General features: G+C 68.5%; 15 protein-coding genes. 7 read left to right on the top strand and 8 right to left on the bottom strand.

Annotated features, from left to right (window positions below):
- Positions 1-442: 442 nt before the first annotated feature.
- The gene (locus tag ACIBQX_RS50440; RefSeq protein WP_397017840.1) at positions 443-673 is read right to left on the bottom strand and encodes a hypothetical protein; all 231 of its coding nucleotides are present in this window, start codon (positions 671-673) and stop codon (positions 443-445) included.
- Positions 674-868: 195 nt separating this feature from the next.
- Between ACIBQX_RS50440 and ACIBQX_RS50435 the strand changes: the two genes are divergently transcribed.
- The gene (locus ACIBQX_RS50435) at positions 869-1,303 is read left to right on the top strand and encodes a helix-turn-helix transcriptional regulator (RefSeq protein WP_397017839.1); all 435 of its coding nucleotides are present in this window, start codon (positions 869-871) and stop codon (positions 1,301-1,303) included.
- Between the two features lie 37 nt (positions 1,304-1,340).
- On the opposite strand, the gene ACIBQX_RS50430 is transcribed toward ACIBQX_RS50435, so the two are convergent.
- Positions 1,341-2,876, bottom strand: a complete 1,536-nt coding sequence (locus ACIBQX_RS50430) for a long-chain fatty acid--CoA ligase (RefSeq protein ID WP_397017838.1) — start codon at positions 2,874-2,876, stop codon at positions 1,341-1,343.
- 218 nt (positions 2,877-3,094) lie between these two features.
- On the opposite strand from ACIBQX_RS50430, the gene ACIBQX_RS50425 reads away from it, so the two are divergent.
- Positions 3,095-4,036, top strand: a complete 942-nt coding sequence (locus ACIBQX_RS50425; protein WP_397017837.1) for a hypothetical protein — start codon at positions 3,095-3,097, stop codon at positions 4,034-4,036.
- An 11-nt stretch (positions 4,037-4,047) separates the two neighbouring features.
- Here the strand turns inward: ACIBQX_RS50425 and ACIBQX_RS50420 are convergent, their stop codons facing one another.
- Complete coding sequence (locus tag ACIBQX_RS50420; RefSeq protein WP_397017836.1) at positions 4,048-5,493, bottom strand: multicopper oxidase family protein; 1,446 nt, start codon at positions 5,491-5,493, stop codon at positions 4,048-4,050.
- A 172-nt stretch (positions 5,494-5,665) separates the two neighbouring features.
- Here ACIBQX_RS50420 and ACIBQX_RS50415 point away from each other — a divergent pair, with 172 nt between their 5' ends.
- Positions 5,666-6,244: a hypothetical protein gene (locus ACIBQX_RS50415; RefSeq protein ID WP_397017835.1), complete on the top strand. Its 579-nt coding sequence runs from the start codon at positions 5,666-5,668 to the stop codon at positions 6,242-6,244.
- Between the two features lie 17 nt (positions 6,245-6,261).
- Here ACIBQX_RS50415 and ACIBQX_RS50410 read toward each other — a convergent pair whose 3' ends face one another.
- Entirely contained in the window at positions 6,262-6,915 is a 654-nt protein-coding gene (locus ACIBQX_RS50410; RefSeq protein WP_397017834.1) for a TetR/AcrR family transcriptional regulator, read from the bottom strand.
- A 124-nt stretch (positions 6,916-7,039) separates the two neighbouring features.
- Here ACIBQX_RS50410 and ACIBQX_RS50405 point away from each other — a divergent pair, with 124 nt between their 5' ends.
- Positions 7,040-8,227, top strand: coding sequence for a cytochrome P450 (locus tag ACIBQX_RS50405; protein WP_397017833.1), 1,188 nt, complete (start codon positions 7,040-7,042; stop codon positions 8,225-8,227).
- 11 nt (positions 8,228-8,238) lie between these two features.
- Entirely contained in the window at positions 8,239-8,430 is a 192-nt protein-coding gene (locus ACIBQX_RS50400) for a ferredoxin (RefSeq protein WP_397017832.1), read from the top strand.
- Positions 8,431-8,444: 14 nt separating this feature from the next.
- Here ACIBQX_RS50400 and ACIBQX_RS50395 read toward each other — a convergent pair whose 3' ends face one another.
- Both ACIBQX_RS50395 and ACIBQX_RS50390 read right to left on the bottom strand, forming a co-directional pair.
- On the bottom strand, positions 8,445-9,149 hold the full coding sequence (locus ACIBQX_RS50395) for a DUF4097 family beta strand repeat-containing protein (RefSeq protein ID WP_397017831.1): 705 nt from the start codon (positions 9,147-9,149) through the stop codon (positions 8,445-8,447).
- Between the two features lie 73 nt (positions 9,150-9,222).
- On the bottom strand, positions 9,223-9,993 hold the full coding sequence (locus ACIBQX_RS50390; RefSeq protein ID WP_397017830.1) for a sensor histidine kinase: 771 nt from the start codon (positions 9,991-9,993) through the stop codon (positions 9,223-9,225).
- Between the two features lie 320 nt (positions 9,994-10,313).
- On the opposite strand from ACIBQX_RS50390, the gene ACIBQX_RS50385 reads away from it, so the two are divergent.
- A complete protein-coding gene (locus ACIBQX_RS50385; RefSeq protein WP_397017829.1) occupies positions 10,314-11,519 on the top strand; it encodes a low temperature requirement protein A in 1,206 nt (401 codons plus the stop codon).
- Between the two features lie 4 nt (positions 11,520-11,523).
- Here the strand turns inward: ACIBQX_RS50385 and ACIBQX_RS50380 are convergent, their stop codons facing one another.
- Positions 11,524-12,441, bottom strand: coding sequence for an RNA polymerase sigma-70 factor (locus ACIBQX_RS50380; protein ID WP_397017828.1), 918 nt, complete (start codon positions 12,439-12,441; stop codon positions 11,524-11,526).
- 134 nt (positions 12,442-12,575) lie between these two features.
- Positions 12,576-13,985, bottom strand: a complete 1,410-nt coding sequence (locus ACIBQX_RS50375; protein ID WP_397017827.1) for an aldehyde dehydrogenase family protein — start codon at positions 13,983-13,985, stop codon at positions 12,576-12,578.
- Positions 13,986-14,153: 168 nt separating this feature from the next.
- Here ACIBQX_RS50375 and ACIBQX_RS50370 point away from each other — a divergent pair, with 168 nt between their 5' ends.
- On the top strand, positions 14,154-15,032 hold the full coding sequence (locus tag ACIBQX_RS50370; protein WP_397017826.1) for a helix-turn-helix transcriptional regulator: 879 nt from the start codon (positions 14,154-14,156) through the stop codon (positions 15,030-15,032).
- Positions 15,033-15,146: the final 114 nt, after the last annotated feature.

Raw genomic sequence — 15,146 nt, 5'->3', positions numbered from 1 at the left:
CCGGCCCGACCTGAGCACGAACAATAACCAACGACAACATCAGGGGGTCAAGATTCAGACGTCGCCAGGGGGTCAGGATTCGACCGTCGTTGACAAGGCGGATCCGTAGTTGGATCTCCTGCCTTGACCGGTGTGACGAGCGTCGTGGACCCTGGCGTCCCGTACGCACCTGGGCCATCGCCTCGTGCGGCCGCGGAAGGCGATGGCCCAGCGGAAGAACCGAGCTGCCCATGACCAGATACGCTTTCAGCAGCGTCAGAGTGTACTGCGGACCTCCGGCCGGAGGAGGAGCGGTGGTTCAGCCGTCGGGAGCCTCGTTACGCGCCTACTGTGCAGCGGCGCAGCCGGCGATCAGGGAGTCGTCTCGCGCGTCCGGGCTTCAGCGTTCGCGGTGTCGGCACCGGCCCGGCAGCCACGCCGACGCGTGCCGGAGGGTGTGATGTCACATCCTTGGCGCGGCTGGTGTGTCCTTCGACCCGGTCTCATGCTGTACGGCGGGACGGTCGGTAGGAATAACCTGCACGCCCACCATGCGGTTCAGCTGATTGTCTCCGCCGAGCCCTTCACCATGGCCGACGCCCACGGCGAGCGGCTGACCACGAAGATCGCCGTCATTCCGCCCGACACCCGCCACGCGATACTTACCGGAGCTCGTGAGGCCCTGCTCGCTCACCTGGATCCTCGCAGTTCGCCGGGCCGGTCCCTGCTCGCGCGCTTCGGTACGGGGGTCGAGGCTTCGACTTGGTCGCCATCCGTCCCGGAGAACAGAGATCCACCCGTCGACGGCTCTTCAGCTCATGCGGTCACCGACCCTGCTCACGCGAGCCCGAGACCGAGACCGAGGCGCAACAAGGGATTACGGCCGCTCATGTTCATCGAGCCGCCGATCGGTCATGCGCGCTCAGCCGAAGCGACGACCGCGCTGCGAGTTGTCGAGACGTGGACCGGCCACAGCGCCACCGACAGCGTTCCGATCCACCCTGCGGTGGAGGCGGCGATCACCGTGATCCCCTCACTCCTGGGACGAGGACCGGTACGACTGCGTACGGTGGCGGACGCGGTCCATCTGTCACCAAGTCGGCTGGCTCACCTGTTCAGCGCGCACGTAGGGATCCCTCTGCGGCCGTACGTACGGTGGCTACGCCTGCAGCGTGCCATTGGGCTCGTAGCCGCAGGGGAGATGTTGACGGTGGCCGCTCACAGCGCCGGGTTCACCGACAGCCCACACTTCACCCGGGTCTTCCGGGACACCTTTGGGAATGCGCCCTCCGAGCTTGCCGCCGCGATCGACTGGTTGCCATGAACCGCGCAAGGCGCCCAAGCCTGATGGATGAGTACGGCTACCGCAGCTCGCGCTTGAGGATCTTGCCTGTCGCCGTCATCGGCAGCGAGTCGCGGAACTCGATGATCCGCGGGTACTTGTACGCAGCCATGTTCTCCTTGCACCAGGCGATGAGCTCGTCCTCGCTCGCGGTCGCGCCGGGCGACGGGATGACGTAGGCCTTGACCTCCTCGCCGTGCCTGTCGTGGGGCACGCCGACCACCGCCACCAGCGAGGCCGCCGGATGCATCATCAGCACCTCCTCCACCTCGCGCGGGTAGACGTTGAAGCCGCCCCGGATGATCATGTCCTTGGCCCGGTCGATGATCGAGTAGTAGCCGTCGTCGTCGCGGGTGGCGATGTCGCCAGTACGGAACCAGCCGTCCCGCAGGACCTCCTCGGTGGCCTCGGGGCGCCCGTAATAGCCCTTCATGACGTTGTGCCCGCGGATGGCGATCTCGCCGGGGCCCTCGCCCTCGATGGTGCTCCAGTCGTCGTCCACCAGCCGCATCTCCACGCCCCAGATCGGGAACCCGACGGTCCCGGGCTTGGTGGGCCGCCCGAGCTGGTTGAAGCTGGCCGCCGGAGAGGTCTCCGACAGCCCGTAACCCTCCAGGATCGGGATGCCGAAGGTGGCCTCGAAGTCCTTGAGCACCTCGACCGGGCAGGAGGCCCCGCCCGCCACCGCCACCCGCAGCGTCGAGGGCGCCTCGGCACCGTCGGTATGGATCTTCGACAGCAGCGCCCAGAACATCGTCGGCACCCCGGCGAACATGGTCACCCTCTCCCTGCGCATGAGCTCCAGTGCTTCGTCGGGCTCGAAGCGCGGCTGGAGCACGAGGGTGGCGCGGCGACGCACGCTCACGTTCATGACCGAGGTCTGGCCGAAGGAGTGAAAGAGCGGCAGCACGGCGAATGAGACGTCGCCGTCGGGGTCGGTGGGGAACATCTCGTCGCTGACGATGGCGTTGGTCAGCATGTTCATGTGGGTGAGCACGGCGCCCTTGGGCTGACCGGTGGTGCCGGAGGTGTAGAGGATGGCCGCTGCGTCGTCCGGCTCGGTCTGCACCGTCTCGAACTCCCCGGACATACCCTCCAGTGCCGCCCAGAACGACTCACCGTACTCCGACTCGGTTGCCAGCGGCGTGGCCGGCAGGACGACGAAGTGCTCACAACCCTCGACGGCGTCGAACGCCTCCCGCCCACGCGCGCCCATCGGCAGCTCGGCGGAGCCCTCGAAGCAGAACAGCGCCTTGGCGTCACTGTCGTCGAGGTGGTAGACGATCTCCCGCGACTGCAGCAGCACGTTGAGCGGAACCACGGTTGCGCCGGCCTTCAGGATGCCGAAGTAGACGAACGGGAAGTAGGGCACGTTGGGGCAGGCGAGCGCGACCTTGTCCCCCTTGCCGATCCCGCGCGACACCAGCAGGTTGGCCACCTGGTTGGCCACGGTGTCGACCATCGAGTACGGCAGGCGCAGGTCGCCTAAGACCAGTGCGGTGCGGTCTGGAGCATTGCGGGCGCTGTCTTCCAGAATGATCGACAGATTGAGCATCGCGACCCCTTCCTCGGAACCTCGTACTCCCCAAGAATGCCGATCGGATCCAGGCAGGACTTGTACGAATGTGCCGACTCCATGAGCAGGATCAGATAGGGAGGAACAGCCTCCCTTCTCCCCGATCGGAATCACGCGTGCCCACATCACCTCGGTCATCGCTGCCACGCCCGGAAGCCGCTTCCGCCGCGACCCGGGCGTACCGCGCCGTCCGTGCGGTGGCAGCGGTCGTCGTCACGGTGCTGCTCCTCGCCACTACCGCCAAGGACGAGGGGCCGGAGAAGGTCACCTCGGCGGCGTCGAAGGAGTGCGCGCCGTGGAGGATGTCGGTGTACCTGAACAAGCAGCCCACCCCCGGGGAGCGGGAGACCGCGTTCGTCTGCGCGAACAGGCAGCACCTGACCTTCAACGGCCGCTACGCCCACATACCTGACGTGCATCTGGTCAAGCTCGGCCGGGGCCTGTGCGAGGTGTCGTTGCGTAACGACTCGCGGGAGATACAGACCGTCATGGAGACCCGCGGTTTCGTGGTCAACACGGAGGAGAACACCACGGCGCTCGGATACCTGTGTCCAGCGCTCAACCGGCGCCGGTTCGCCGAGGAGGAGGCGCAGCGGAAGCGGGAACTCAACGTCATCGCGACCGCCGAGCGGCGGTGCGCCTCTCTCCTCGACCGCCGGCCGCCTACGCGCCCCTCGCTGCGGGGCAGAGCCACAGTATGGGTGGGGGCGGGGGGCATGCTCACTGTCCTGGAGGATGGATGGGACGACGTCTATCCGACCGCTCTGACCAGGGCGTTCGCCAACAAGGTGGTCGGCGCCACACCCGGTGATCTCACCATTCTCACCGCCGACACCGACACGCACGTCTGCGTCGCCGTCGAGGCGTACGACAAACGCCCTCCGGTGGAGGTCGGAGGCTGGGAGAAGGTCGTCGAGGTCGGATACAAGAGCACCGATGGAGAAATGGTGTTCCTCGACGAAGAGGGTGAGGTGGAGGAGGGACTGCCCGATCTCGCGATCCACGACGCCGGCCGATACCGGGTGCGGGTGCACATGCGGGGGGCGAAAGCGGCCCTGGCCGACGACGGAGACGCCAGGCAGGCGTTCCTCGTCATCGTCTATCCCGGGGCGTCCAAGCGCACCGTGGTACTCCGGTAGCGACTGCGGGCTCAGTGGCCCATGCCGTGTGTGCGCCGCGGGGCCTTGCCGTAGCCCAGGACGCCCATCATGCCCTGCTCCTGGTGGTAGAGGTTGTGGCAGTGGAACATCCACTCGCCGGGGTTGTCCGCGTGCACGTCGATGTTCACGCGCTTGCGCGGCATGACGTTCACGGTGTCCTTCCTCGGCCCGCCCCGGTCACTCGCCCGGACCTGAAAGGTGTGGCCGTGCAGATGCATGGGATGCCACATGTGCGTGTCGTTGTGCAGGATGATCCTGATCGTCTCTCCCCTGTCGACCCGCAGGCGCATCGGGTCATTGGCGAGGCGACCGTTCATCGTCCACTCGTTGCCGCCGCGGCGCATGCGCAGGCCGAGTGTGACGGTGACGGTCCTGGACGGAGGGCGGAGTTGGTCGGCGCGTTGCGCCTGCAGATCCTGATATTTCAGCATCCGCCGCTGCAGCTCCGGCACCTTGCCTTTCGGTGACGGCCTGCGGGCGCCAGGCGTGGTCCGCACCACCGCGAACGCCCTCCCGCCCTTGCCCTCCGCCATCGCCATCAGCGGGAACGCGCCCGCGTCCAGTGTGGCGACGAAGTCGTAGCGCTCGCCCATGCCGATCACGAACGTGTCCACGGTGACGGGATCGCAGGGGAACCCGTCGGTGTGAGTGACGGTCATCCGGTGCCCGCCGAGCGCGACCCGGAAGGCGGTGTCGGCGCTCGCGTTGATCACCCGGAACCTGGCCCGTGTGCCGGGACGGCTGACGAACGTCGTGGGCTCGTCCGCGGTGTGGCCGTTGACCAGGTAGTACGGGTAGCGCACGTGGCCCGAGGTGCCGCCGAGGGCCGGGCTGGTGAGGCTCTCATCGTGCGGGGTGGTGTTCATCCGCCGCCGTGCGTCGTCGGGGGTGCCCTTGACGCCGTCCAGCCAGTCGTCGAGCTGGACCGTGAACTCCTGGTCGTACGGAAGCGGCTCGTGCGGGTCCGTCACGATGAGCGCGCCGTACAGACCGCGGTCGCTCTGCATGCCCACGTGCGAGTGATAGAAGTACGTGCCGGCGTCGGGGACGGTGAACACGTAGTCGAACGACTCGCCGGGCCGGGTCGCCCGCTGCGAGAAGCCGGGGGCGCCGTCCATGTCCGCGGCGATCCTGATGCCGTGCCAGTGCACGGTGGTCGGCGCGGGCAGGTCGTTGACGAGCCTGGCCCGTACGGTGCCGCCGGCTGTGACTCGGATGGTGGGGCCGGGCACCACTCCGTCGTAGGCCCAGGTGGACCTGGCGCGCCCGCCGAGGAACACGGTGGCGGGCCGGGCCCGCAGCAACCCGCCGCCGGACGCCACGGCGGCGACCCCGCTCGCGGACGCTCCGGCGGCGGCCACAGGAGCAGCGCCCAGAGCGGCGAACATGCCGCTGACGAACAACCTGCGGGACACGATCCCACGCGCATGATTCATTGCGGATCCCCCTCATCCATTCCGCAAGGTAACGGAGAGTCATCGCGAAATCTCTGCGCCACGCTAGGTGAGCGGTGTGTGGAAGGCCGGGCGAGTGGCGTCGCCCGCGATACGCCGGAAGCGCGAGCGAGCGAGAGGCGTCTTGTCGGTCGTCGGCACTATGGTCTGCTCCATGACGATCGGCTCATCCTCCTGCCGCCTTGTGCTCAGCAAGGCTGACGCGCCCATCCTGGAGCCAGTGACCAAGTTGGGCGGCCAGCCGGCCTGGGTCGACAAGCCGCAGTGGCCGCTGTCCGCCGCGTTGCGAACACCGATGACGTTCCTCGGCCAGTTTCGGCTTCCCGGAGAGGAGGTCCGGATGGCCTACCTGTTCATGACCGGCGGTGACGACTACGTCGACGGCACCTGGGAGGGCGAGGGGGGCGAGAACGCGCTGATCGTGCAGCCTGGACGGGTGCCGTCCTTCATCACGGTGACAGACGACGCCGAGGGCCCCACGATGAGCGACGATCTCGCCGTTGACCTCGTGCCGACCAGTCCTGCCGAGCTCGAGAAGGGCTGGGACAACCGGCTCGGCGGTCCGCCCACCTGGCTCCAGGACGAGGAGTTTCCGCCCGGGGATTGGAGCTTCCTGTTCCAGCTTGAGGGCAGTGACGCACTCTACGACGTCAACTTCGGTGACGCCGGTGTCGGTTACGGATTTCTCGACGCTGACGGCAGCGAAGGCCGCTTTCTGTGGCAGTGCTCATAGACAGACGAACGCCTTGGTCAATCCTTGGCGATTCCCGGCCAGCGGAGCTCCTCCATGGTGATCGGGTGACCTGGTAGCTCGCCGTTCGAGCGCGCCCGCAGGCCGTCCAGCATGATGGCGACGGTGCGCTCGGCCGCGAATGTCCCCAGAGCGTCCATGGCCGGCGACTGGCGCAGGATCAGCACGAACAGGACCGCCATGTCCCCGGCGCCGATGTCCGGACGCATCGTGCCTTCCGTCTGCGCGTTCTTGACCATCTGGGCGATCTCGGCCATCAACGTGTTCCGGATCTCGCCGATCTCCGGATCGACCTGAAGGATCTCCCGTACCCGCGAGGAACTCCAGGCGAGCTGGAAGCTCACCTGGAGCTGGTGCGACTTGGCGATCAGGCGTTCCAGCGCGTCCCATCCCGTCGGCTCTTCGGCGGACGCCGCACGCGCGTCCTGAAGCACCTGGGCGAGGCTCTCCTTCGCGACCGCGCGGATGAGCGATTCCCGGTCCGGAAAACGCCGGTAGAGCGTGCCGACGCCGACGCCGGCGGTGCGCGCGATCTCCTCCAGCGGGACGTCGGAGCCTTGGGCGGCGAACATCTCGCGAGCGGCGGCGAGGATCTGGTCGCGATTGCGCCGCGCGTCGGCCCGCATCCGGATCTCCGGGCTAGCCGCCATCATGCTCCTCTTCCACCTTCAGAAAATATCCCCCGGCCTAGGTGGACGACAAATCTCCGGTTATGTACTGTGAAGCTAAGCGGAGGATATTCCTCCAGATACGCCGCCGTCCAGATCGGATGAAGCCATGACCACAGCTCAACCCTCCACGCTGCCCATCACGCGCGGCTGCCCCCATGCGCCGCCGGACGAGCACCGGCGACTGCGGGAGGAGGCTCCGATCTCGCGTGTGACCCTGCCCAGCGGCATGACCGCGTGGGCGATGACGCGGCTCGCGGACATCCGCGCGATGCTGACCGACCCGAGGTTCAGCTCCGACCGGCGGAATCCGAACTTCCCGCTGCTCCTCAAGGGGCAGCGCGTGCTTCCCCCGGATTTCAAGCCGGCCATGATCATCATGGACCCGCCCGAGCACGGCCCGGCACGTCGTGCGGCCGTCGGCGAGTTCACCGTCAAGCGGCTGGCCGCGCTGCGTCCACGGGTCCAGGAGATCGTCGATGAGCACATCGACGCGATGCTCGCCGGGCCGCGTCCCACGGACCTGGTGAATGCACTGTCTCTGCCGGTGCCCTCACTGGTCATCTGTGAGCTGCTCGGCGTCCCCTATGCCGACCACGACTTCTTCCAGGGCTGCTCGTCGCGGCTGCTGAGCCGTACGATCACGCAGGAAGATCGCATGCTGGCCGTCTCCGAGCTGCTCGAATACCTTGACGGCCTGATCGCGGCCAAGGATAAGGAGCCGGCCGACGACCTGCTCAGCCGCCAGCTCGCCAAGTCGGACGACCGCGAGGCGGTGCGGAGCCTGGCGTTCCTGCTGCTCGTCGCCGGTCACGAGACCACGGCGAACATGATCTCCCTGGGCACGATGGCCCTGCTCGAACGTCCGCAGGACATCCGTACCATCCGTGACGACCCGTCGAAGACACCGGCGGCCGTCGATGAGCTGTTGCGCTACTTCACGATCGCCGAATTCGTGACCTCCCGCGTCGCGGTCGCCGATGTCGAGATCGGCGGCGTGACGATCCGCGCCGGCGACGCCGTGGTGACACTGGGCAACATCGCCAACCGGGATCCCGACGTGTTCGACCAGCCGGACGAGCTGGACATCGAACGCGGCGCGCGCAACCACATCACGTTCGGATTCGGGGCGCACCAATGCCTGGGCCAGAATCTCGCGCGGATGGAGCTGGAGATCGTGTTCGACACGCTGTTCCGCAGGATCCCGGATCTCCGCCCGGCCGTGCCTCTCGACACGTTGCCGTACAAGAACGACGCGAACATCTACGGCATCCACGAGTTCCCGGTCACCTGGTAAGGAGCGCTGCCATGCACATCGTCGCCAACACCGACGTCTGCGTCGGCGCGGCTCAATGCGTGCTCACCGAGCCGGCGGTCTTCGACCAGGACAGCGACGGCACCGTGACCGTCCTCGTCGAACGGCCAGAAGGGGACCAGGCGCGCAGCGCTCAGCTGGCGGTCGAACTCTGCCCCAGCCGAGCGCTCTCCGTTGAGGACTGACTCCCTCGCCCACGTCAGGGCGTCACAACCTGCAGGTCACCGGAGTCGCTGGACAGTTCGATCGAACGCTCCGCCGAGGAGTCGCCGGTCGCCTTGATGTCCTTGGTCCCGGAGTCCGTTCGGGCCACGATGTTGTACGGCCCCTGCGGCACGTGGATCACGGTCTTGCCCGAGTCGGTGGCCGTCGTGACCTTGTCGGGCTGCCCGGTGAAGGTCAGGGTCATGTCGCCTGAGTCGGTCTTCGTGGTGACCTGCTTGCCCGTCAGCCCGATCGTCCTGATCGCCCCGGAGTCGCTGGTGGCCGCCAAGCTGCCGGACAGGTCCTTGAGCGTCAGGTCCCCCGAGTCGGAGGTCACCTTGACGCCGAGGTGCTCGGGCACCTCGACCTGGTAGCTCACGTCGCAGGTGGTGCCTACGGCTCCCCACCCCCACGTGGTGGGGCAGGTGAACGCCAGCTCCAGCGTGTCCCCCCGCACCTCGTGGCTGGTCGCCGGCTTGTCGTTGTGCCAGCTCAGCCGCTCGGTCACGCGAATGTCCGGGCGGTCCGACCCGACCACTTCCACGGATCCGGAGTCGGCTTCGACGTGCAGGGCCGCCACCTTGTCGGTGACGTCGTACGACACCGTGTCCTCATGAAGCGAGCCGCCGACGCCGCACCCGGTCAGCACCGCCACGAGCCCCAGAAGCGCGCCTGACGTCGTCAATCGTGCGAAGCTCATGAGAAAACTCTAGAAGGGCTCGCGAGCCGCGACATTGCGGCTGGCACACCAGTCGCTGGTGGGGCCTGCCCCCCTACAGGCAGCTCCGGCAGCTCTTCCGTGCGCGCGTGGGAGTCAGGTTCACCCTTCTGGACGTGCCGAGCCGGATACCTGGCCGGGGCGCCCGGTTCACCGGTGAGACGGGAAGGCGCAGGACGAAGCTCGCGCCGCCGCTCTCCGACTCTCCGGCGTGCAGGGTGCCGAGGTGGGATCGGGCGATGTCGCGGGCGATCGCCAGGCCGAGGCCGGTGCCGGTCTGGTCGAGGCGGCGGGCGGCCGGCAGCCGGATGAAACGCTGGAAGACCCGTTCCCGTTCGGATTCGGCGATTCCCTCCCCGTCGTCGGCGACCGTCAGGACGGCGTGGTCGTCGTCGTGGCTCACCCGGACCTCGACCAGGTGCCTGCCGTGCCGTTGGGCGTTGTCCAGCAGGTTGGTGAGGACCCGGCCGAGCCGGACCGGGACGGCCTGGACGGTCACCCCCGGCTCCAGGCGGAGCCGGACCGCGATGCGGTCGGTTCTGCGGGCGACCTCGTCACGGACCAGATCGGTGAGGTCGACACGTTGTGGCGGCATCGGCGGGCCGGCGTCCATCCCGGCGATGACCCGCAGGTCGGTGATGATCGCGTCCAGCCGGTCGACGTCTCGCAGCGCACGGATGAGCAGGTCGCCAAGGTCGGTCTCGTCGGGATGCAGGCGAGCTTCCTCCAACTCCGTACGCAGGCCCGTGAGCGCCGTGCGCAGCTCGTGGGAGGCATCGGAGGCGAATTGCCGCTTCTTTTCCAGTTCGCGCTTCAACTCGCGCATCGTGTCAGCGGGCGTTCGGATCGCGGGGGCGGCCCGGAATGGGGGCGGAGCCTCGCCGTCGTACAAGGCTGTGGGGTGCGCTGTCACAGCACACACTCCTTCCCTTACGTTCATACAGGTCTGGAAAAATGGCGGATAACCGTGTCATTCGGTCAGAAAGGTGACAGGTGACCAAGCGCTAAGGCAGATGGCCAAGCACTAAGACAGGACGGCGCGCCGTTCTGTGACAGGCGCCCACGGCGTCGGCATTGTCACAGATCACCACGCTGCCATGTCTGTTCAGATGGAATCCGACGTCGCGGAACGACAGGAGCGAAACCGTGCCACCAGCCAGCACCACCTTCCGGATCCGGGTCCGGATGACGGCACGTGCCATCGACGAGCCGCATCGCGCGTCGAGTCAGCTGGAGCTGCTGTTCGATCTCACCTTCGTGGTCGCGGTGGCCGCCATCACGGCGCAGTTCGCGCACGCCATCGCCGAAGGTCACGGCTCAACCGGGCTGGTCCCGTTCCTCCAGGTGTTCTTCGCCATCTGGTGGGCGTGGATGAACTTCACCTGGTTCGCCTCGTCGTACGACACCGATGACGTCGCCTACCGGCTGCTGACCATGGTGCAGATGGCCGGTGTGCTGGTGCTCGCCGCTGGTGTGCCCGCCGCGGCCGATCATTCCGACTACGGGATCGTCACTCTGGGCTATGTGATCATGAGGTTCGGGCTCGTCATCCAGTGGGTGCGGGCCGGCCTCGAGGACCCGGCCGGCCGCCGCACCGCGCTGCGCTACGCCGGCGGCATCGCCGTCGTGCAGGTGGGATGGCTGCTTCGCTACTTCCTCGTGGACACGGGCGTGCTGCCCGCCTCCTCCGGCCTGCCGTTCTTCCTCTGCCTGGTCGTCCTGGAACTGGCGGTGCCACGGTGGGCGGAGCGGGTCAGGGCCACCAACTGGCACCCGCACCACATCGCCGAGCGCTACGGCCTGTTCACGATCATCCTGCTCGGCGAGAGCGTTCTGGCCGCGAGCCGGGGAGTCGAAGGGGCGCTCGAAGCGCACCAGGTGGACGGCCCCTTCGTCGTCATCGCCGGCTGCGGCCTGGTCCTGCTGTTCGCGCTCTGGTGGCTCTACTTCCTCGTCGAGGCGGGGGAAGGTCTCAGCGACCGCCGTCAGCGGTCGTTCCTGTGGGGGTACGGCCACTACGGCATCTTCGCGGCCCTGGCCGCCCTCGGCTCCGGGCTCGAAGTGGCGGTGGAGCAGACCGGGCACGCCGTGGCGGCCTCACCGGTCGCACTCGGTTACGCCGTCGCCATCCCGACCGCCGTGTATCTGGCCCTGCTGTGGGCGGTGCACGCGCTCGTCACCTCGGCGTCCGTCATCCATCCGGCAGCACTGGCGGGCAGCGTCGCCGTCATCCTGGCGCTGCCCCTGGCGACGCCCCAGATCGGCGTGGCGGCCGTCGTCGCGGCGGTCACGGCCGTCTGCGTCCTGCTCGTGGCCGTCACGATAACGACCGCGGCCAGGCGAGCCTCGTAACGGATCATGCGCCTCGGTCGGGCACGGTGGCCACGGCGGTGAGCTTGGCCGGGTTCATCATCCACAGCACCTGGTCGATGCCCTGCTCCGAGGCGTTGACCGTGAGGGCGGCGAACACCCGGCCGTCGCGGCTGAGCAGGGCGGAGGTCTGGCCGTTCGTGTTCGCCCAGGCCACCTCGACGCCGGTCCAGAAGCGGCCGGCGAATGCCCTGATGTACCTCGCCACCCGCGAGGCGCCCGCCACCGGGATGCGCGAGGCGCGTACGGCGCCGCCGCCGTCGGAGTAGCTGGTCACGTCCGCGGCGAAGAGCTCCTCCAGCGCGGTCAGGTCGCCGGAGCGGGCGGCGGCGACGAAGGCCGCCAGCAGCCTGCGCTGCTCGGCTTCGGTCACGGGGGTGCGACGCTCGGCGAGCACCCGCTTGCGTGCCCTGCTGACCAGCTGGCGTACGGCGGCCTCGTTGAGCCGGACGATGTCGGCGATCTGCCGGTAGGGGTAGTCGAACGCCTCCCGCAGCACGTACGCCGCCCGTTCGGTGGGCGTGAGCCGCTCCAGGAGCAGCAGCACCGCGAACTCCAGGGCTTCGCCGCGCTCGGCGCCGAGGTAGGGGTCCGCGCCGGTGTCGACGGGCTCGGGCAGCCAGGGCCCGACGTACGTCTCATGGCGCGCGCGGGCGGACGTGGCGGCGTTGATCGCCAGCCGGGTGGTCACCGTGGACAGGAACCCGGCGGGGCTGGCCACGGTGGCGCGGTCGTAGGCCTGCCAGCGCAGCCAGACGTCCTGCACCAGATCCTCGGCCTCGGCCGCGCTGCCCAGCATCCGGTAGGCGATGCCGAACAGGCGCCGCCGTACACCGGTGAACACCGCCGCCGCCTGTTCGAGATCTCCCGGTCCGCCGGGATTGCTCGGCACCGTATCCGTCATTGTCTTCCCCCTGCCCCCGGCGCTGGCCCCGAGCCGGACTGTTCCTGCTTACCTGTTGAGCAGCAAGGACAGGCCAGTGCCGAGTTACGGTCTAGGAAGATTTCCACCGGAATCGGGAGATGACGGGCAGGGGATCAGCCCTGGATGGACTTGGTCTCGAGGTACTCCTCAAGGCCGTACCGGCCGAACTCGCGGCCGTTGCCCGACTGCCTGTATCCGCCGAACGGCGCCAGGACGTTCCAGTCGCCGCCGTTGACGTCCACCTGGCCGGTACGCAGCCGGCGGGCGATCCCCATCGCCCGGTCGTGGCTGCCGAAGACGGCGCCGGTGAGCCCGTACATCGTGCTGTTGGCGATCTCCACGGCCTGGTCGTCACCGACGTACGGGATGACGGTCAGGACGGGACCGAAGATCTCCTCCTGGGCGATCACTGAGTCCGGCGCGACGTCGGCGAAGATCGTCGGTCGTACGTACGCGCCCTCGGGCAGTCCGTCGGGCCTTCCCGGGCCGCCGAGCACCAGCCGGGCGCCGTCGGCGAGGCCGCGTTCGATGTAGCCGTCGACCCGCTGCCGATGCTGTTCGGAGGCCATCGGGCCGATGCGGGTGGCCTCGTCCGTGGGGTCGCCGACGGTGTAGGCAGCGGCGGCGGCCACGGCCAGTTCGACGGCCTCGTCCTGCCGCGCGGCCGGCACCAGCATCCGCGGCCACGCGCCGCAGACCTGGCCGCCGTTGGTGAGGATCATGGCGACGCCGTGGGTGACCGCCTCGGCGAAATCGGCGTCGTCGAGGATGATGTTGGCCGACTTGCCGCCGAGCTCCAGCGTGACCCGCTTGACGGTCGCCGCGGCCGTGGCGGAGACCTGCCTGCCCGCACGGGTGGAGCCGGTGAACGACACCATGTCGACGCCGGGATGAGCCGTGATGGCCGCGCCGACGGTCGGGCCCGTGCCATGGACGACGTTGAACACCCCGGCGGGCAGCCCCGCCTCGGCCGCGACCTCGGCCAGGATCGCCGCCGTCAACGGCGCGATCTCGGACGGCTTGAACACCATGGTGTTACCCGCCACCAGGGCGGGCGCCAGCTTCGACACGATCTGCTGGAGCGGGAAGTTCCAGGGCGTGATGGCGCCCACGACGCCGATCGGCTCGCGTACGACCAGCGAGGTGCCGATCCGCTCGGTCCAGGCGAAGTCGGCGGCGAGCGCGGCGAAGGACGCCGCCACCGCGACCGGGAAGCCCACCTGCGCGGTGCGGGACAGGGAGATGGGAGCTCCCATCTCGCTGGTGATGGTGGTGGCGATCTCCTCGGCCCGGCTGCTCAGTCCATCGGCGATGCGGCCGACGACTTGCGCGCGTTCGGCCGGGTCGGTGGCGGCCCAGCCGGGGAAGGCCGCGTTCGCGGCGGCTACGGCGTGGTCGACGTCGGCGGTGGTGCCGTCCGGCACCTGGGCGATGACCTTGCCGGTCGCCGGGTTCACCACGTCGATCAGGGAAGCGGATCCGGCGACGGGCCGGCCGCCGATCCAGTGGGTTGCTGTGTTCATACGAGAACCGTGGCAGCCGGGGGAAACAGGAGGAATGTTCTCCCGATCCAGGGAATCGGGCCGGGCCCGATCCCCGTTCCCCCTATCGGGGGACTGACAGAACATGGATACGCGGGGCCGCCCCCTCGATACTGAGGTCCTTCGACCCATTCGCGCAGAGGAGGATCTGTGGACCGGGCGCGACTCGCCGAATTCCTGCGTAGCCGCCGCGAGGCGTTGCAGCCCGAGGACGTGGGGCTCCCCCGGGGCGGGCGGCGGCGTACGGGCGGGCTGCGGCGCGAGGAGGTCGCCGTCCTGTCCGACATGTCGGTCGACTACTACAGCAGGCTGGAGCAGCGGCGCGGGCCGCACCCGTCCGAGCAGATGCTCGCCTCCCTCGCCGGTGGCCTGCGCCTGTCTCTGGAGGAACGCGACCATCTGTTCCGTCTCGCCGGCTACGCCACCCCGCAGCGGACCCTGCGCGCCGACCACCTCAACCCTGGCATGATGCGCATCTTCGACGGCCTGGAGGACGCCGCCGCCCAGGTCGTGAACTACCTGGGCGAGACGCTGAAGCAGACCCGGCTGTCGAAGGCGCTGCTCGGCGACGACACCGTCCGCACCGGGCCGGGCCGCAGCGCGCACTACCGGTGGTTCACCGACCCCGCCGCACGGTCGATCCATCCCGAGGACGACCACCCGACGCACAGCAGGCTGATCGCCGCGAACCTGCACGACCTGTACACCCGCGACCGCAAGGACCCGCGCGTGGCGGCAATGGTGGACGCCCTGCTGGTGGAGAGCGCCGAGTTCGCGGCGTTGTGGCACGAGCATCCGGTCGGCCGCCCGTACTGCCCGGCCAAGCGCATCCAGCACCCCCAGCTCGGCCTGCTCGAACTGCACTGCCAGACGCTGCTCGACCCCGATCAGTCCCAGATGCTCGTCGTCTACACCGCGCCCTCGGGCAGCGAGAGCTACGACAAGCTGCGCCTGCTGTCCGTGATCGGTGACCAGCGCGTCCAAAGGGATGAGTCCGAGGCAGGATTCCGAGCACAAGCGGCCGGGTAGCCGGCGCGGCCTGCCCGCGGGATGTCACAGATCGCGGCGCTATCCGGTCTTGCTTCGTGGAACTGCTTTCGTGAAGACGCGGGTTGAGGAGCACACCATGCACGCGCCGGAGAA

Origin of the sequence: Nonomuraea sp. NPDC049714, assembly GCF_044465295.1 — a bacterium.
Lineage (GTDB): Bacteria > Actinomycetota > Actinomycetes > Streptosporangiales > Streptosporangiaceae > Nonomuraea.
The sequence above is the reverse complement of the archived record's forward strand: the minus strand, read 5'-3'. Positions and strand labels throughout refer to the sequence as shown.